Origin of the sequence: Nitrosomonas sp. Nm166 (genome assembly GCF_900112825.1) — a bacterium.
GTDB lineage: Bacteria > Pseudomonadota > Gammaproteobacteria > Burkholderiales > Nitrosomonadaceae > Nitrosomonas.
In genome coordinates this window covers 43,532-61,931 of record NZ_FONE01000014.1, presented here as the reverse complement: position 1 = coordinate 61,931, position 18,400 = coordinate 43,532, and the positions used below count along the sequence as shown (strand labels likewise).

13 protein-coding genes are annotated in these 18,400 nt (G+C 44.5%); 3 read left to right on the top strand and 10 right to left on the bottom strand.

Features of this window, described 5'->3' with window-relative positions; genetic code table 11:
- The 7 genes from BM021_RS05880 to BM021_RS05850 form a co-directional block, all read right to left on the bottom strand.
- Nucleotides 1-692, bottom strand: a 692-nt coding sequence (locus tag BM021_RS05880) for an IS110 family RNA-guided transposase (RefSeq protein ID WP_256207803.1), incomplete at its 3' end; no start/stop codon positions are given.
- A gap of 482 nt (nucleotides 693-1,174) precedes the next feature.
- Nucleotides 1,175-2,608: a siroheme synthase CysG gene (gene cysG / locus BM021_RS05875; RefSeq protein WP_090719826.1), complete on the bottom strand. Its 1,434-nt coding sequence runs from the start codon at nucleotides 2,606-2,608 to the stop codon at nucleotides 1,175-1,177.
- Between the two features lie 151 nt (nucleotides 2,609-2,759).
- Nucleotides 2,760-3,758: a PstS family phosphate ABC transporter substrate-binding protein gene (locus BM021_RS05870; protein WP_090719824.1), complete on the bottom strand. Its 999-nt coding sequence runs from the start codon at nucleotides 3,756-3,758 to the stop codon at nucleotides 2,760-2,762.
- Nucleotides 3,759-3,906: 148 nt separating this feature from the next.
- A complete protein-coding gene (gene glmM, locus BM021_RS05865; protein ID WP_090719822.1) occupies nucleotides 3,907-5,268 on the bottom strand; it encodes a phosphoglucosamine mutase in 1,362 nt (453 codons plus the stop codon).
- Between the two features lie 56 nt (nucleotides 5,269-5,324).
- Complete coding sequence (gene folP / locus BM021_RS05860) at nucleotides 5,325-6,164, bottom strand: dihydropteroate synthase (protein WP_090719819.1); 840 nt, start codon at nucleotides 6,162-6,164, stop codon at nucleotides 5,325-5,327.
- 74 nt (nucleotides 6,165-6,238) lie between these two features.
- Entirely contained in the window at nucleotides 6,239-8,155 is a 1,917-nt protein-coding gene (ftsH, locus tag BM021_RS05855; protein ID WP_090719817.1) for an ATP-dependent zinc metalloprotease FtsH, read from the bottom strand.
- Between the two features lie 134 nt (nucleotides 8,156-8,289).
- Nucleotides 8,290-8,940 (bottom strand): RlmE family RNA methyltransferase, encoded by a 651-nt coding sequence (locus BM021_RS05850; RefSeq protein WP_090719815.1) that lies wholly within the window; start codon nucleotides 8,938-8,940, stop codon nucleotides 8,290-8,292.
- Between the two features lie 30 nt (nucleotides 8,941-8,970).
- Between BM021_RS05850 and yhbY the strand changes: the two genes are divergently transcribed.
- The gene (yhbY, locus tag BM021_RS05845; protein ID WP_090719813.1) at nucleotides 8,971-9,324 is read left to right on the top strand and encodes a ribosome assembly RNA-binding protein YhbY; all 354 of its coding nucleotides are present in this window, start codon (nucleotides 8,971-8,973) and stop codon (nucleotides 9,322-9,324) included.
- A 24-nt stretch (nucleotides 9,325-9,348) separates the two neighbouring features.
- On the opposite strand, the gene greA is transcribed toward yhbY, so the two are convergent.
- From greA to carA, 3 genes are all read right to left on the bottom strand, one after another.
- Nucleotides 9,349-9,825, bottom strand: a complete 477-nt coding sequence (greA, locus tag BM021_RS05840) for a transcription elongation factor GreA (protein ID WP_090719811.1) — start codon at nucleotides 9,823-9,825, stop codon at nucleotides 9,349-9,351.
- 73 nt (nucleotides 9,826-9,898) lie between these two features.
- Nucleotides 9,899-13,096: a carbamoyl-phosphate synthase large subunit gene (carB, locus tag BM021_RS05835; RefSeq protein ID WP_090719809.1), complete on the bottom strand. Its 3,198-nt coding sequence runs from the start codon at nucleotides 13,094-13,096 to the stop codon at nucleotides 9,899-9,901.
- A 60-nt stretch (nucleotides 13,097-13,156) separates the two neighbouring features.
- Nucleotides 13,157-14,290: a glutamine-hydrolyzing carbamoyl-phosphate synthase small subunit gene (gene carA, locus BM021_RS05830; RefSeq protein WP_090719808.1), complete on the bottom strand. Its 1,134-nt coding sequence runs from the start codon at nucleotides 14,288-14,290 to the stop codon at nucleotides 13,157-13,159.
- Nucleotides 14,291-14,904: 614 nt separating this feature from the next.
- Between carA and BM021_RS05825 the strand changes: the two genes are divergently transcribed.
- Together BM021_RS05825 and BM021_RS05820 are read left to right on the top strand one after the other, a co-directional pair.
- Nucleotides 14,905-16,947 (top strand): di-heme-cytochrome C peroxidase, encoded by a 2,043-nt coding sequence (locus tag BM021_RS05825; RefSeq protein ID WP_090719806.1) that lies wholly within the window; start codon nucleotides 14,905-14,907, stop codon nucleotides 16,945-16,947.
- Nucleotides 16,948-16,991: 44 nt separating this feature from the next.
- Nucleotides 16,992-18,272 (top strand): cytochrome P450, encoded by a 1,281-nt coding sequence (locus tag BM021_RS05820; protein ID WP_090719805.1) that lies wholly within the window; start codon nucleotides 16,992-16,994, stop codon nucleotides 18,270-18,272.
- Nucleotides 18,273-18,400: the final 128 nt, after the last annotated feature.

Below are 18,400 nucleotides of genomic sequence, written 5' to 3'. Positions count from 1 at the left end.
ATCGTGGCAACCAAGGCGGTAGCCGTCAGCATTCCCACACCGGGGATCTCAGTAATCTTCCTGCAAACAGCCTGCTGTTTCTGCCAATCTTTGATCCTGCGTTCAATGTGCTGCACATCCGCCTCAATTTCATCAATACACTTCAATTGTTCCTTTACCGCCTCAAACAGCATGCCAGGCAAGATTTCTTCCAGTTCAGCCATGCGTTGTTGGATTTCTGCCAGACCTGCAGGCCTGCCGCCTTTCAACGTAATACCAAATTCGTAGAGCAGGCCGCGCAGTTGGTTCACCTGCATGGTACGAAACTTGATCAGCGACAATCTCATCCGGTGCAGCGCCAACATCGCTTGTTGATCTTCTGTTTTACCGGCCATGCGCATCTCCGGTTGTCGTACCGCTGTCCAGATCGCCTTGGCATCCGCCGCATCAGTCTTGTTGCCTTGCACAAAGGGCCGGACAAACTTGGCATGGATAAGTTTGACTTCATGCCCCAGTGCCATCAGCTTACGCCGCCACCAGTGCGCACTTCCACACGCCTCAATAGCAATCAGTCCAGCATCTCGTTGTGCAAAAAACTCCAGCAATTCCTTCTTGCCAAACTTGCGGTTATGAATCTCGCCGCTCTCGTGTGTCACCCAGTACAGTTGAAAAACTCGCTTTGCAATATCCAACCCATAGGTCGTAAAATTCATTTCAGCCCCTCCGTCCGTTTGTGGAAAGATTCTATTATCTCCACCTTGGCACGTAGATGCCGGCAGGTCCGCGAGGGGCTGCGTCATTCTTTACTGCTTACCCTGCTCCCCGTGAGGAGGGAGGCGTCCATACCATCTCCTTGATGAGTTGTACATTAGCAAATAAAGATATCAGCTAAGGAAGAGGAAATTCTATTATAATCCTTCATACTCATACACATAAGAAATTACCCTCTTTGTGAGAATACTCTTAAATCTTTTAACTTGCTAGAAATAAAAAAGAGATGCTATTGATTGGAGTTCCAAAATGCAGATATTGCCTTGTTATAAAAAGATATAAATTTCAATATATTATATTATATTCTTGAGATAATGCATATGTACAAATAGCGATAGTATATGTTCTAACAAAGAAGGAAAAAAACTCCTTGCCCAGAATTTCCAGAAGTCTGGTGGAGAAATCCAGAATTTTATCTATATTTCTAAGTCTTCCTGTTCAGGGTAATAATATTCGTCTGAGATAATGTTTCTTCGGCCGGTTCGAACCATGCAAGATTCAGGTGTAATTTGACGACTTCTCCTACGATGATCAGTGTGGGTGGGGTTAAGTTAGCAGCGGTGGCTAGGTCGGGGAGGGTTTGAAGTGTTCCAACAACAATCTTTTGTTTCTGTGTGGTACCTTGCTGAATAATTGCAGCGGGAGTAGTATTCGGTAGGCCGTGGGCAATCAGTTGCTGGCATAAAACAGGCAATCCGAGCAGTCCCATGTAAATGACGATAGTCTGATTAGGACGGGCAAGATAAGGCCAGTCTAAGTCAATACTGTTGTTTTTAAGGTGTCCGGTGACAAAAATACACGATTGCGCATAATCCCGGTGCGTGAGCGGAATGCCTGCATACGCCGCAACACCTGAAGCAGCGGTGATGCCGGGAACAACTTGGAAGGGGATACGATGTGAAGCCAAAGTCTCAATTTCTTCGCCACCACGACCAAAAATGAAAGGATCTCCACCTTTGAGCCGCAGTACCCGTTTTCCTTCTTGAGCCAGACGTACCAGTAACTGATTGATCGATTCTTGTTCCAGTGCATGCCGGTTACGTTCCTTGCCAGCATAAATGCGCGTGGCATCGCGGCGTACCATGTCGAGAATGGCAGGTGAAACCAGGCGGTCATAAACGACGACATCGGCCTGCTGCATGAGACGCATGGCGCGAAAAGTGAGCAAATCAGGATTTCCAGGCCCGGCGCCCACCAGATAAACCTCGCCTTGCGGCAACTCGTTTTTCTCATGCTGTAATGATTGCAACAAATGATCCTCGGCAGTTTTGTCTTTGCCGGCCAATACCATGTCAGTAAAGGTGCCTTGTAAGGCTTTCTCCCAGAATATACGTCTTTTTTCCGGATGAGCGAAATGTTGTTTGACGTGTTGACGAAATTTTCCTGTGATGGCTGCGAGCCGCGAATAGGCAACTGGTATCATAATTTCCAGCTGGGCGCGCAACAATCTGGCCAAGACAGGGGATTGACCACCGCTGGATATGGCAATCAGTAATGGTGAGCGGTCGACGATAGAAGGCATGATGAAAGTACACAACTCCGGATCATCCACTACATTGACCGGAATTTGCCGCTGGCGGGCTGCCTGTGAGACTTGCTGATTGACGATGCGATCATTCGTTGCTGCAATGACTAGAACAATATTTTCCAAATGCTCGGGTTGGAAATATTCAGCGCAGTGTTTGATCCTGCCGTGTGCGAGATATTCATTCAATGGCGCATCCAGTTTAGGCGTTACCACGGAAACTTGCGCTCCGGCCTGAAGTAAAAGCATGATTTTGCGCGTAGCAACTTCTCCTCCTCCGACTACTAGGCAGGTTTTATTGTGAATGTTTAGGAAAATTGGTAGAAAATCCATACTTCTCCGAGTAGTCCTTAGTCCCAATAATAAAGGAAGTACTGGCTCATTCTAAGTCAAGTTGGCTCGTGAGTTAAATGGTACTTCCTTCAAAGATTGGGATTTTCTTACAGATGCTTGAGCGCAGAAGAAAACTTTAACCTGATTTATCTTATAAGCTAGATTCCAATCTCAGAATATCTTCTAGTTTTATATTGCTTCCTGTGTCTTTGAATACTGTACCTGTTTTTTTCTTGTTCAAGTGTTCGATATTGAGATGGTATACCTCTTTAGAAAGCGGAAAATACTTGACCTCGGTTACCAGTTCTGGCGCATTTTTCATATAGTAATTAACAAATTCATTAACCTCTGGCTTCTCAGCTGATTTTGCGTTGACATAAATGAATATCGGACGTGATAGCGGTTTATAACTATTATTTTTCACTGTTGCGGCAGATGGAAGCACTCCGCCATCGCCGCTATTAATCGCAACTGCATTTATTTTTTTCATGTTTTCAATGTAATAGGCAAATCCGAAGAAACCCAGTGCATAAGTGTCGCTGGCAACGCCTTGCACCAGAACGTTGTCATCTTCTGAAGCGGTATAGTCGCCACGACTAGATTTTGCTTTTCCAACAATCGCTTCGGTAAAATATTCAAATGTGCCAGAATCCGCACCGGCACCGTAGAGTTTAATTTTTTTGTCAGGCCATGCAGGGTTTATTTGATTCCAGTGAGTAATCTTACCTTGGGCATCAGGTTCCCAAATTTTCTTCAGCTCATCAACGGTAATGGTTTTGCTCCAGGTATTTTGGGGATTGATAACGACAGTCAAGGCATCAAAAGCAATCGGCATTTCAATGTATTGCACACCTTCTCGCTTGCAAGCTTCCATTTCAGTAAGGGTAATAGGGCGAGATGCATTAACGATATCAATTTCATTTCGGCAGAATTTCTTGAATCCACCGCCTGTGCCCGAGATACCAACGGTAACGCGAATTGCGCCGCGTTTGGCGATCTGGAAATCTTCTGCAACCGCTTCTGTAATCGGAAAAACAGTGCTGGAGCCATCGATTTTGACGATTGGGCTGGCGTTAACTGTTCCGATACTCATCAATGCGTTCAGCAGGATGGCTAACGTGAATGCTCTGAAGTTAAATGAATTCAACATGAATATTCTCCAAAATGATCTATAAGACAGGTAAAAAATGATTAGAATTGATGCCAATACTATGTCAGAATTATTACAATATTATGACGATTAATTCCTGCACCAAAACCCATCGTAGTATCACATGAAGAATGTGAATGAACCAGTTTTATGAGCTGCTGGCAATTTGCACTGTTTCAGCAATGCGTTCAGTCCAATGATTAACCTTATGCTTTGATTCACCCTCAACCATTACACGAATTACGGACTCTGTACCGGATGCACGGATTAATACGCGACCTTTGCCATTCAAATCGGTTTCGGCTGCTTCTCGTATGGCCTTGATTGCTTTATTAGTATTAAAATTAAATGACTTAGGAATTTTTACATTAATTAATGCTTGTGGATATAGAGAAACGCCACGTACTAATTCAGCCAGGGTTTTTTGGGTATCACGTAATGCATACAATACCTGCAAAGCGGAAATGATGCCGTCACCCGTGGTATGTTTATCCATGCAAATGATATGCCCGGAATTCTCACCGCCGAGATGCCATCCCTGCTTGTGCAGTAATTCCAATACATAGCGATCGCCAACATTGGCGCGGAGGAACGGAATATTGAGTTCCTTGAAGTGATTTTCTATCGCAAGATTAGTCATCAAAGTGCCAACAACACCGCCGGTAAGTATTTTTCTTTGTTGGCGATGTTTGGCGATGATATAGATTAGCTGATCACCTTCGTAAAGCCTGCCTTGCTTATCCACCATCATGACGCGATCACCATCACCATCAAATGCAATGCCTAAGTCGGCATGATGATGTTTAACGGCTTTTTGTAGTGTCGCACAATGAGTGGAACCACACTCGAAATTAATATTTAGACCGTTAGGCTGTACACCAATGGTGACGACATCAGCGCCTAATTCATGCAATACATGACCGGCAATATGATAGGTTGCGCCATGTGCACAATCTACCACGATCTTTAATCCGCGTAAGTCAAGATGGTAAGGGAAAGAACTTTTACAGAATTCGATATAACGACCGGTTGCATCTTTAAGGCGCTGTACTTTACCGAGTTTTTCGGAAGGCATGGTTTCAATGGGTGCATCTAACAAAGATTCTATATGATGCTCCATGTCATCGGGTAGCTTGCACCCATCGGCAGAAAAAAACTTAACACCATTATCCTCGAATAAATTATGTGAAGCTGAGATCACAATACCGGCCTGCAATCGCAGGGCGCGAATCAGATAGGCAATGGCTGGGGTCGGCATAGGTCCGGACAGCAACACATCCACACCTGCAGCACATAATCCTGCTTCGAGGGCAGATTCGAGCATATAGCCCGATACTCGCGTATCTTTTCCAATAAGAACTGTTGGGCGTTTTCCTTCTAACAGATGCCAATCAGCAGCAGCCAGAACTTTTCCTGCTGAATATCCCAAATGCATAATGAACTGAGGGGTAATAGGATGCCTACCTACTCGTCCTCGTATACCATCGGTTCCAAAATATTTTTTAGTCAATTTGAGAATTAGATCGAAATGAAAAAGTATGAAACAGTGAGTTATTAAGTTGTTGGTTAATATATATCATATTTTTGCATTGCTGCGTAGACGGCAAGTGCATCTCTGCTTGCTTTAACATCATGCACACGTACAATTTTGGCACCTTTGACGACTGCCAGCAAGGCTGCAGCAACACTTTCATGAATTCGATGATTAACGTTGTTACCAGTGATGGCTCCCAGCATGGATTTACGCGATAATCCGGCTAATACGGGGACCCCGAGTGTTGTAAATTCATTCAATCGGTTAAGTAGCACAAGATTATGCTGGAGCGTTTTACCAAAACCGAAGCCGGGGTCGATAATCAGCCGATTTTTTAAGATGCCTACAGATTCAGCTGCATGGATGCGTTGTTGTAAGAAGTCTTTTACTTCAGAGACAATATTTTTATAGTAAGGGTTTGCTTGCATATTTTGGGGCGTACCCTGCATGTGCATTAAGCAGACCTGTACGTGATCATTTTGCGCAACAATTTCTAGAGCCCCTGGGCTCCGCAGTGCAGTAACATCGTTAATTATAGAGGCACCTGCGGCTATTACATGCTTCATTACTTCAGGCTTGGAAGTATCAATAGAAATAGGAATGCTAGTATTAACTAATGCCTCCAATATAGGCATAACACGGCTGAGTTCTTCATCAATACTGACCGGTTGACTACCTGGGCGCGTTGATTCTCCGCCAATATCTATTATATCAGCACCTTCATCTATCAGATTTCTAGCATGTGCGATGGCTTGCCGAGTCGACAGATAAAGACCTCCATCCGAGAAGGAATCGGGCGTTACATTGACAACACCCATCATCAGTGGATGATGGGTTGAGAAAACGAAATTCTGCTGTAATAAAGGCAGCATTAACGAAATAATAGATGGAAATAAAAGCGGGATACGATCAAAAATCGTATCCCGCTATTTGAACTTATCAAAAATTAATCAACTTCTTTCGCTATTTCCTGCGGTGCCGCGGGTTCATTCTGTGCGTTAGGTTTTACTGATGAAGGTTCGCCGCTGGGGGTTGAAGGCCTTGATTGAGGCGGTTTGGGCGGACGTGGTGGACGACCTTCCATAATGTCCTTAATCTGATCGCTATCAATCGTTTCCCATTCTAATAAAGCCTGAGTCATTGTTTCGATTTTATCTTTATTGGCTTCGATGAGTTTGCGTGCCAGGGCATATTGCTCGTCAACGATACGACGAACCTCCGCGTCAACCTTTTGCATGGTTGCTTCGCTCATGTTTTTATGAGTAGTCACTGAACGTCCAAGAAAAACCTCTCCTTCATTTTCGCCGTATACCATTGGGCCAAGCTCATCAGACATCCCCCATTGGGTTACCATTTGCCGTGCTAATTCTGTTGCACGCTCAAAATCGTTGGATGCTCCCGTTGTCATCTGATTCATGAAGACTTCTTCGGCAATACGTCCACCGAACATTACTGCGATCCTTTGCAGAATTTCTTCACGCTCCATACTGAAGCGATCTTCGGTTGGTAATTGCATGGTTACACCTAAAGCGCGTCCACGTGGAATAATGGTAACTTTGTGCACCGGATCGGTTTTGGGCAGTAACTGAGCTACTACGGCGTGCCCTGATTCATGATAAGCAGTGTTTCGCCGTTCATGTTCAGGCATGACTACTGAACGCCGTTCTGCGCCCATCAGAATTTTATCCTTTGCACGCTCAAAATCTTCCATGTCCACCAAGCGCTTATTACTACGTGCGGCAAACAGCGCTGCTTCGTTGACCAGATTGGCCAGATCAGCACCGGACATGCCCGGTGTACCACGTGCCAGTATATCTGCTTTTACATCAGGTGAAAGTGGCACTTTGCGCATGTGCACATTAAGGATCTGTTCGCGTCCGCGGATATCAGGCAACGGTACAGTTACTTGACGGTCAAAACGGCCGGGGCGCAGCAATGCTGGATCTAACACATCAGGACGGTTGGTGGCTGCGATGACAATTACACCCATTGAACCTTCAAAGCCATCCATCTCTACCAACAACTGATTGAGGGTTTGCTCACGCTCATCGTTTCCCCCGCCTAGACCAGCACCGCGTTGACGGCCTACCGCATCGATCTCGTCAATAAAGATGATGCAAGGGGCGTGTTTTTTGGCTTGCTCAAACATATCGCGTACCCTGGATGCACCTACACCTACAAACATTTCGACAAAATCAGATCCAGAGATGCTGAAAAAAGGTACTTGTGCTTCTCCTGCAATTGCGCGAGCTAGTAATGTTTTACCCGTTCCGGGACTACCTACCATCAGAACGCCCCGTGGAATACGCCCACCCAGTTTCTGAAATTTGGTCGGATCGCGCAGGAATTCGACCAGCTCTGCAACTTCTTCTTTGGCTTCCTCGCAACCTGCAACATCATTAAAAGTTACTGTGTTGGCCGACTTGTCGAGCATGCGCGCCTTGCTTTTACCGAATGAGAATGCGCCTCCATTTCGTCCACCACCTTGCATTTGACGCATGAAGAAGATCCATACAGCGATCAGCAGCAGCATTGGAAACCATGAAATGAAAATACTCATCAGCATGGAAGGTTCTTCTTCCGGTTTGGCTTCGATAATCACGCCGGCTTTCAGTAGATCACTGACCATCCAGGGATCGGAAGGCGCATAAGTAGTAAAACGCCTGCCATCAGACTTTGTACCTTTAAGCGTCCGTCCTTCGATGACAACTTTAGCGATTCTACCTTGATTCAATTCGGTGATGAATTGAGAGTATTCCATTGCTACTTGCGTCGGTTGACGTACGCTGAATTGATTAAATACTGTCATCAACACAAGTGCAATTACTAGCCAAATGGCCATGTTTTTAATTAGATTATTCAAAGTAGCTCCTTGGTTTGCACCTTAAAAATCATTGATTAATCATTCTAACCTATTTTATAAATATAACAGAATAGTTCGTGTTATATATCATTTGCTGTAAGAACTATAATCTACTTATTTACTTATAGTAATATTCAGAGCCCATTTTTATTTTTTAGCAAATTTCCCTGCTTCTTCTCAAGGCCTAATAAATATAATTCATTACTGCGATCACGCGAGGCTTTGGGTTTCCTTATCATAACATTCTTGAATCCAGCGCGCATGTCACGTAGAAACTGATCAAAATCCCGTCCTTGAAACACTTTGACCAGAAAATTTCCGCCATAGTTCAGTTGCTCCATTGCGAACGCCAACGCTAGCTCAGCCAAATGCATACTTCTCGCCTGATCACTGACAACAATACCACTGATATTGGGTGCCATGTCTGAAATTACAAGATCTGGCTGAAGCTCACCCAAATGCTTTTTCAATTCAAGAATAGCGCATTTTTCTCTAAAATCGCTCTGAATGAATTTAACCCCTGGTAGTGGCGCCATCTCCAGAATATCTAATGCAATCACTTTACCTTGATTCCCTACGATATGACTAGCAATCTGAGACCAGCTACCGGGTGCTGCACCTAAGTCGACTACCATCATACCTGGTTGTAGTATGTGATCTCGCTCATTGATTTCGATCAGTTTATACGCGGCACGTGATCGATAGCCCTCTTTTTTGGCCTTCTTAACAAAGAAGTCGTTGACGTGTTCTTTCATCCAGGCTTTGCTGGTTTTAGCTCGTTTCATCAAGTAAAATAGTATATTTAAAGGGAATTCATGTTAACACTAACTATCGCTCATCGGCGTGAACTAAAAGCCCGGGCACATGCACTTCATCCGGTTGTGATGATCGGAAAGACCGGGTTGTCGGTCAACGTTATTGAAGAACTGGATCGCGGACTTGCAAGCCACGAATTAATTAAAGTTAAAGCTCAAATTGATGATCGAATTGCTCGCAATGCACTTTTTGAAGAAATTTGCCGACAATTGGACGCTGCACCGGTACAGCATATTGGTAAAGTTTTTGTTATTTATCGACCTAAACCGGAAGAAATTGATAAAAAGCCTGTGCATGCACCCAATAAAAAGAAACGTGAACCATTTCGCACTAAGCGCAGTTTCCAGAACTGAAGTTTCTATTATTTGCTAGATATGCTAGATATATTTGACATCGAGAATTTCATACTCGCGTCTGCCGCCGGGTGCCTGAACTTCAGCGATATCTCCTGCATATTTACCGATCAGTGCGCGTGAAATGGGAGAGCTGATGGAAATTTTTCCTTCCTTGATATCAGCTTCATCATCACCAACGATTTGATAAGTAACTATGTCACCGCTTTGTAAATCTTCCAATTCCACCGTGGCGCCAAAAACACAGGCACCGTCCGCATTAATAAGTGCCGGATTGATAATTTGTGCGCTGGAGAGTTTACTTTCCAGCTCAGCGATGCGACCTTCAATAAACCCTTGCTTTTCCTTTGCCGCATCATATTCGGCATTTTCAGAAAGATCGCCATGAGAACGCGCTTCAGCAATCGCTGCAATGACGGCAGGGCGATGTATGGTTTTCATTTCACGCAGTTCCTTGCGCAGCGCTTCCGCTCCTGCCACTGTTAATGGAATAGTACTCATCGTAATTTCTTGCCTTTAATTTTTATCCTGTTTTTCAGTAAGTTAAGGAGAATTTTTTTGCTTGTGCATTAAGTTATAAATGTAATTTCTGCAAATTATAAACTTGCAGTTCACGTTTATTAGTGATACCTACACAGGCTGCGCGCGCACCTGCCAGCGTTGTATAGTAGGTCACTTTTGCCTGAAGCGCGGCATGTCGAATCGAGGACGAGTCCCGTATTGCACTGAGTTGATTTTTAACGGTATTAATGATCAGATTGATTTCGCCGTTTTTGATCATATCCACGATATGCGGACGACCTTCCGCTACTTTATTAACAATAGTAACATCGATGCCAGCTTCTGCGATCGCAGCAGCAGTTCCACGAGTAGCATAAAGAGTGAAGCCGAGTTCTGCAAGACTACGCGCAATTTCGACTGCATGCGGCTTATCGGATTGCCGTACGCTGATGAAAATCTTGCCGGAAGCTGGCAGACGAACATCGGTTGCCAATTGAGATTTAACGAAAGCTTCAGCAAAGGTGGCGCCCATTCCCATCACTTCACCCGTTGATTTCATTTCAGGGCCTAATATCGTATCAACACCAGGAAGTTTAATAAAGGGAAATACAGCTTCTTTGACGGAATAAAAATTAGGAATTACTTCTTCAGTAACACCCTGATCAATCAATGTTTTTCCTGTCATACAACGAGCCGAAATTTTTGCTAGCTGAAGGCCGGTTGCTTTGGAGATGAAAGGCACGGTGCGTGATGCTCTGGGATTGACTTCGAGCACATACACCGTATTGTCCTGAATCGCAAACTGTACATTCATAAGTCCTCTGACATCCAGTGCACGTGCCATTGCAGCCGTTTGACGACGCAATTCATCCAATGTTTCAGGCTGCAAGTTAAAGGTCGGCAGAGAACAAGCAGAATCACCCGAGTGCACACCTGCCTGCTCAATATGTTCCATAATGCCACCGATCAGAACGGTTTCTCCATCAGAGACAGCATCAACATCTACTTCCGTTGCATTCGTGAGAAAGTGGTCCAGTAATACGGGAGAATCATTGGAAACCTTAACAGCTTCACGCATATAGCGTTCCAGATCAGATTTTTCATGTACAATTTCCATGGCGCGACCACCTAGTACATAGCTGGGTCGCACGACCAGCGGATAGCCGATTGCTTCAGCAGCGACCAAAGCAGCCTCCGGATTGCGTGCTGTGCAATTAGGCGGTTGTCGTAACCCCAATTGTTGCAGCATTTTCTGAAAACGTTCACGATCTTCGGCACAATCGATCATGTCGGGACTGGTGCCAATAATCGGTACACCATTAGCCTCCAGGTCGCGTGCAAGCTTCAGGGGAGTTTGTCCACCATAGTGGACAATGACGCCATGTGGTTTTTCTATCGCGACAATCTCGAGCACATCTTCCAGGGTCAGCGGTTCAAAATACAAGCGATCCGATGTATCGTAATCAGTTGAAACCGTCTCTGGATTGCAGTTAACCATAATGGTTTCAAAGCCATCTTCGCGGAGAGCCAATGCTGCATGTACACAGCAATAATCAAACTCAATGCCTTGACCAATACGATTGGGTCCGCCGCCCAGTACCATAATTTTCTTTTTATCCGTGGGACATGATTCGCACTCGTCTTCGTAAGTGGAATACATATAAGCCGTGCTGGTAGCAAACTCAGCTGCGCAAGTGTCAACACGCTTGTAAACCGGTCGCAGATTGAGTTGGTGTCGATAAGCGCGGACTGTAGTTTGATCAGTATTGAGTAACTTTGCCAAGCGCCGATCGGAAAAACCTTTGCGCTTGAGTTTGCGTAATGTTTGTTTATCCAGTACTTCTAGTTTGGTATGGATCAGAGCCTGCTCTTGTTTGACCAGATCTTCAATTTGCGCCAGAAACCAAGTATCGATATGTGTTAATTGTTGAACTTCGTCGATGGACATATTGCAGCGGAAAGCATCGGCGATAAACCAGATCCGTTCTGGGCCAGGGTTGGCCAGTTCAGTGCTGATGGTTTCCAGGTTATCGGTTTTCTCATCTAAACCATCCACGCCGGTCTCCAGCCCACGCAAAGCTTTTTGCAAAGATTCCTGGAAAGTACGGCCGATCGCCATGACTTCACCAACCGATTTCATCTGCGTTGTCAGGCGATCGTTGGTTTGCGGGAATTTTTCGAAAGCGAAACGCGGCACCTTGGTGACGATATAGTCAATGGTAGGTTCAAAGGATGCCGGGGTGATGCCACCGGTAATATCATTGCCTAGTTCGTCCAGCGTGTAGCCGACTGCAAGTTTGGCAGCAATCTTGGCGATCGGAAAACCGGTTGCTTTTGAGGCCAATGCCGAAGAGCGTGAAACCCGCGGATTCATTTCAATTACCAGCATACGGCCGTTTTTAGGATTAATCGCAAACTGAACATTGGAGCCGCCTGTTTCTACACCGATTTCACGCAACACAGCAATCGACGCATTGCGCATCAGTTGATACTCCTTATCGGTCAGCGTTTGTGCGGGTGCTACCGTAATGGAGTCACCGGTATGCACACCCATCGGATCGACATTTTCAATGGCGCAGACGATGATGCAATTGTCCTGTTTGTCGCGTACCACTTCCATTTCAAATTCTTTCCAACCAATCACGGATTCTTCAATCAGTAATTCTTTGGTAGGAGAGGTTTCCAATCCGCGTTCACAGATATTCAGGAATTCTTCCCGGTTGTAGGCAATACCACCACCACTGCCGCCCATGGTAAAAGAAGGACGAATAATTACCGGATAGCCTACCATGGCTTGGACTTGCAGCGCTTCTTCCATACTGTGCGCAACTGCCGAACGAGCGGAATTGAGTCCAATGCGCGTCATTGCCTGCTTGAATTTTTCACGATCTTCAGCCATGTCAATGGCTTCACGTGACGCACCGATTAGCTCAACGCCGTATTTTTCCAGTACGCCGTGTTTGACCAGATCCAGTGCACAGTTTAGGGCAGTCTGACCACCCATGGTTGGCAGTAATGCTTCAGGTCGTTCAATGGCAATGATCTTTTCAAGCATGGTCCAGGTAATGGGCTCGATATAGGTAGCATCGGCCATTTCTGGATCCGTCATGATAGTAGCGGGATTGGAATTCACTAAAATGATGCGATAGCCTTCTTCACGCAAGGCTTTGCAGGCTTGTACGCCGGAATAATCAAATTCGCAGGCCTGGCCGATAATAATCGGACCGGCACCGATGATGAGAATGGATTGAATGTCAGTACGTTTAGGCATACTTTTTAGCGGATAAGAATTGCGTAGTAATGAACTTATATGCAAGTTACTAATTAATTTTTAACGTTGCATCATTTTAATAAAGTGATCAAATAAATAATCGGCTTCATGCGGCCCTGGACTGGCTTCCGGGTGACCCTGAAAGCAAAACGCAGGCTTATCCATTAACTTGAATCCTTGCAGACTGCCATCAAACAGGGACACATGGGTGATGCGCACATTGGCAGGCAGCGTATCTGTATCAACAGTAAATCCGTGGTTCTGGCTGGTAATGATTACCCGGTTAGTATCAATATCCCGTACCGGATGATTGGCGCCATGATGGCCAAATTTCATTTTGACGGTACGCGCGCCAGTGGCTATGGCCAATAATTGATGACCGAGACAAATGCCGAATATCGGGATATCCTGTTCCAGTAAGGTGCGGATGGTAAAAATTGCATAGTCACAAGGTTCCGGATCACCGGGGCCATTAGATAGGAATATTCCATCCGGTTGAATTGCCAAAACTTCTTCGGCTCGAGCCTGCGCGGGGAATACTGTTACCTTACAGCCACGTTGCGCCAGTTTACGCAAGATCGTGCGCTTGATACCAAAATCAAACGCGGCGACATTAAATTTTGGATTTTCCTGAATCCGGAAACCGGATTCCAATGACCATTCGCTTTCCGTCCACGTATAGGCTTGCTGGCAACTGACCACTTTGGCAAGATCCATACCATTTAACCCGGGAAAAGCTCTGGCGGCCTGTAATGCTTTATTTTCATCAACCTCTCCCGTCATGATGCAACCAGACTGTGCACCCTTTTCTCGTAAAATGCGGGTAAGCTTACGTGTATCGATATCAGCGATAGCAATCACATTTTGTTCTTTGAGAAATTCGGAGAGCGTATGGGTCTTGCGGTGACCGCTGGCGACCAGAGGAAGATCACGGATTACCAAACCAGCGGCATATACTTTATTAATATTACCTGATTCATAATCTTCCGGATTGGTACCGGTATTGCCGATGTGCGGATAAGTTAGGGTAATGATTTGTTGACAATAAGAAGGGTCGGTTAATATTTCCTGGTAACCTGTTATTGCTGTATTAAAAGCAACTTCGCCTGTATTAATACCTTCAACGCCAATAGACACGCCATGAAAAATGGTTCCATCGGCAAGTGCGAGGATGGCGTGTGAACGTTGTGACACAAAAACTCCTTGGATACTGACAAGATATGGAAACAGAACCAAGGCTGATAAGTTTCAAATACCTTGGTTTTTGAACCTGAAATTATACGTGAAACAGGTTTGTTTTTCTATGTAGTGAGAATATGTTATTGATTATACCATTTCATTTTAGCAGTCTGCTGTGGTTTAGTGATCGCTTAGCTGATCAGATCAATGGCGAATAAGGGATTTTATTCTCAATTACTGATTAGAAGGCGAGCCTGTACACTTATAAAGCAGAGCGCTTGATTAATGAATTTAGATGAATTATCCCATTGCAGGGGCTGATAGTTGCTACTGATTTTAAAGTGTTTTTTAGGAGCTACCGATTTGCTGTTGTCAGCAGCTAATTCTTAATATAATCGGGCTCTATCAAGGTATATAGGGATATAAGATTATTAAGATTGAAATAGCAGATGAAATAGAAGCACGAATCTGAGGTAAGGGGAATGCATAGATATGTGTTTGAAAATAAGAAATATTTTAAGATAATTTGAAAGTTAATGGTTTGCTATCGTTATGCATGCTGATTATGCGTTTATTTTCTTGTTTTCGGCATAACCGATTAAACAAATTCAAGCAAATAGGGGGTTATCGTGAAGCAATACTTTATATCGTCAGAAAAACAGTTTTTGTTTTATATTTCAATAGCATTCTCTCTCATCACATCGTTATCGGCCTGTAAGTTAATTCCAGAGACTGATCCTGATCGTGGTGCAGCTACTATAGAACAAGATCAATTTGGTGATAGCTATACCACTATCAAATATCTTGAACAAGGCTGGGATATTGCTGACAGTTTGTGGTTTTATACGACTACGCAGGGTTCAAACCTGATGCCTTATGATTTTTTTATGGTATTGGAAAGACCGGGAGAATCTACCCTGTTTCGCTCTGATGAGAATATGAATTTCTATCGCTACTTACCCCAGAAAGCGACTTCCAGCAATCCGGATGCATTGCCCGTTGGATGGGTCAAAGATAATTACAAGGGGAAAGAATACATCGGTCTGACTTGTGCAGCCTGTCATACCGGGCAGATCAATTATAACGGTATTGGTATTCGTATTGATGGCGGACCGGCAAGTGCAGATATGGAAGAAATCATGAAAAGCTTTGCCAGCGCTTTGAAATACACATTTGAAAATGAGGAAGTCAGGAATCGGTTTGTTAAGAATGTATTGGCAAAGGGCAATTATAAATCGGAAGCTGAAGTACTTGCTGATATGGAGAAATTCGAGCTGCGCCTGACCAATTATAACATCATCAACCGTAGCCCGACCCCCTATGGTTATGCACGGCTGGATGCATTTGGACGTATTTATAATCGAGTCCTTGAGCATTTGATCAATGAGAGAGAATTAAGAGAGTTATTACGTGATCGCAAGATCATGCGTAATGATGAGTTAACGGAAGAAGAGCTAAATAGTATATTGAAAGATTTAGATAAAGTACTTACCAGTGATCAACGCGATCATGTGTTTGAACGTCTCTCTAAAACACTGACCAAATGGCAGCTGGGAAGGTTGCGTAAAGAATTATTCAATCCCGCGGATGCGCCTGTCAGCTATCCTTTTCTATGGGATATTCCCCAGCATGACTATGTGCAATGGAACGGACTGGCCGCCAATGCGGGGTTAGGGGCGGTGGGACGCAATACCGGCGAAGTCATTGGCGTATTTGCTACGCTTGATTGGCAAGAAGGGAAAAGAACTACATTATCCAATATTATTGGCGGTACTGATATTGATTTTTCTTCTTCTGTGAATGTGCATAACCTGCGTAAAATTGAATCACATCTGCAAAAACTGCAATCACCCTTATGGCCGGAAGATATTTTAGGTCCAATCGATAGAGAACGTGCTTTTCGAGGCGAATCCATCTTTAATAAATATTGCGTGAGCTGTCATGCCAGGATTGAACGTACTGATCCAGAGCGACGAGTTGTTGCACATATGTCCAAGGTCAGTGCGGTGGGAACCGATCCCCGCATGGCTGAGAACAGTATTCATGCCCAGGGATTTTCCGGCATTCTGCGAAATCAGTACGTTGGTCTCGGTGTAGGTGATATTTTACTGGATCGAAAAGCACCTGTTTCTGCCTTGCTTACTAAGGCGACTTTAAATGTGGTGGCTACCCCCGATTCTGTCAAATGGTTCTTTCAACGTTGGGCTGACTGGATTGTAGATCTAGCCAAGGCATTTTTTCATAATGAAATTAAGCCTTCTATCAAGCAGGGTAATTATGATCCGGATACCACAGCCAATCCAGTTGCTTCATTGAATGCTTACAAAGCGCGATCACTAAATGGTATCTGGGCAACTGCACCTTATTTGCACAATGGGTCCGTACCTACCCTTTATGATTTACTCTTGCCCAAGAAGCGTGATGGCGATCCGGAAGATGGGGAATATCGTCCTGATCAGTTTGAAGTTGGATCACGCGAATTTGATCCTGTCAAAGTCGGCCTTAAAAGTAGCGGCTATCAAGGCTTCACCTTTGATACCAGTTTAAGAGCGAATAGTAATGCTGGGCACGAATACGCATCCGGTAAGACTGCGCAGCTAAATGGTAAAGTTTTAAGGCCTCTTACCAGAGAGGAACGGTTGGATCTGCTGGAATACCTCAAGACGCTGTGATCTGAAATATTCTTTAACAATGATTATTAAAAGGGAGTAATGCAATGAATACGGATACAAGCTATCTTGAACAGTATGATACAGCAGCTGATGCCGATAAATTTCCACTCGTGCGCCGCTGGATTGATACGGAGCCTTTGCCATTTTTTAGAGAATTGCGTGAAAAACGTCCTATTTTGGTAACGCCAAAATGTACACTGGTCACCCGGTTTGATGATGTCAGGGAAATCCTGACGATGTACAAGGTTTTTACGGTCCAACCTTATGTGCCGAAAATGGCTAATTACCTAATGATGCATGATGATGACGCGCTGCATACTCGAGAGAAATCACTCATGCAATTCATGCTGAATCGTGATGATCTGCCCAAGGTACGTGTCATGGTGGCTGATATTGCCAGGGGAATTCTCAGCCGGACAAATGGCCAGATTGAGATTGTCAACGATTTTTGCCGTATGGTTCCGGCTACGGTAGTGCAGAAATATTTTGGACTAACGGGTGCCAAAAGTGCTGATTTGATTGAATGGTCTTACTGGAACCAGTATGACACTTTTCACAATCATCCGTTTGACTTGGTGCCTGCGGAGTTATCGCAGCAGGTTATAGATCGTCACAACGAAACTTCTAAAAAACTGGAAAGTTTTATCACGAAACTCATTGCAAAACGCTTTCTGGCTGTAAAAGCCGAAAAACTGACGTTTTCAACAATCATTAAATTGCGTGATGATATTGTTACCAGAATGCTACGCACCAGTTTCGCAAAAGAACTGGATTTCGACATTAAGCGCTTGGGCGTTAACGCCGGTGGCCTACTGATTGGCGCCATTGAAACGACTTCGCAGGCAGTCGCTCAAGTGCTGCAATATTTGTTTCAGCATCCGGAATGGCTGGATATAGCCAAAAATGCTGCGCAGAAGGATGATCCAGCTGAATTCGATGGTATCGTTTGGGAGGCTTTGCGCTTTGTTCCGATCACGCCTTATTTATTCCGTACTACTGCAAGCGATTATACGGCAGCCAAAGGCACGAACTATGAAACGGTTTTGCGCGCAGGTACCTATGTTTTGCCTGTGACACTGTCTGCCATGTTCGATGAGCGGGCATTTGAATCCCCGGAAAAATTTATTCCTCAGCGTAACTGGTATAACTATTTCCATTTTGGATTTGGCAGCCATCAGTGTCTCGGTCGTTATGTGGGGATGGTGATGATTCCCGAAATGGTGCGCCAAGTACTGCTGAAGAAAAGTATTGAACCTAAAGGCAATATAGATTATAAGTCTGGTCCTTTCCCAGAGTCGTATCATCTTTCATGGTCTGTGCGATGAAATTTTTCACCTATAGCGACTGAATACAGGCTTGCGTGGCGAGATCATGCTGATGCAGAGAAATACAAGTCAATAACACTAAAAGACACTACAGTGTTCTATAACTTGGATTTGCTTGTGATTTAGAG

What these genes read in the sequence shown, in the direction of transcription:
- yhbY (WP_090719813.1), top strand. Translation starts at nt 8,971, where the DNA reads ATGTTAACACTAACTATCGCTCATCGGCGTGAACTAAAAGCCCGGGCA.
- carB (WP_090719809.1), bottom strand. Translation starts at nt 13,096, where the DNA reads ATGCCTAAACGTACTGACATTCAATCCATTCTCATCATCGGTGCCGGT.
- BM021_RS05820 (WP_090719805.1), top strand. Translation starts at nt 16,992, where the DNA reads ATGAATACGGATACAAGCTATCTTGAACAGTATGATACAGCAGCTGAT.
- cysG (WP_090719826.1), bottom strand. Translation starts at nt 2,608, where the DNA reads ATGGATTTTCTACCAATTTTCCTAAACATTCACAATAAAACCTGCCTA.
- folP (WP_090719819.1), bottom strand. Translation starts at nt 6,164, where the DNA reads ATGCTGCCTTTATTACAGCAGAATTTCGTTTTCTCAACCCATCATCCA.
- BM021_RS05850 (WP_090719815.1), bottom strand. Translation starts at nt 8,940, where the DNA reads ATGAAACGAGCTAAAACCAGCAAAGCCTGGATGAAAGAACACGTCAAC.
- BM021_RS05870 (WP_090719824.1), bottom strand. Translation starts at nt 3,758, where the DNA reads ATGTTGAATTCATTTAACTTCAGAGCATTCACGTTAGCCATCCTGCTG.
- greA (WP_090719811.1), bottom strand. Translation starts at nt 9,825, where the DNA reads ATGAGTACTATTCCATTAACAGTGGCAGGAGCGGAAGCGCTGCGCAAG.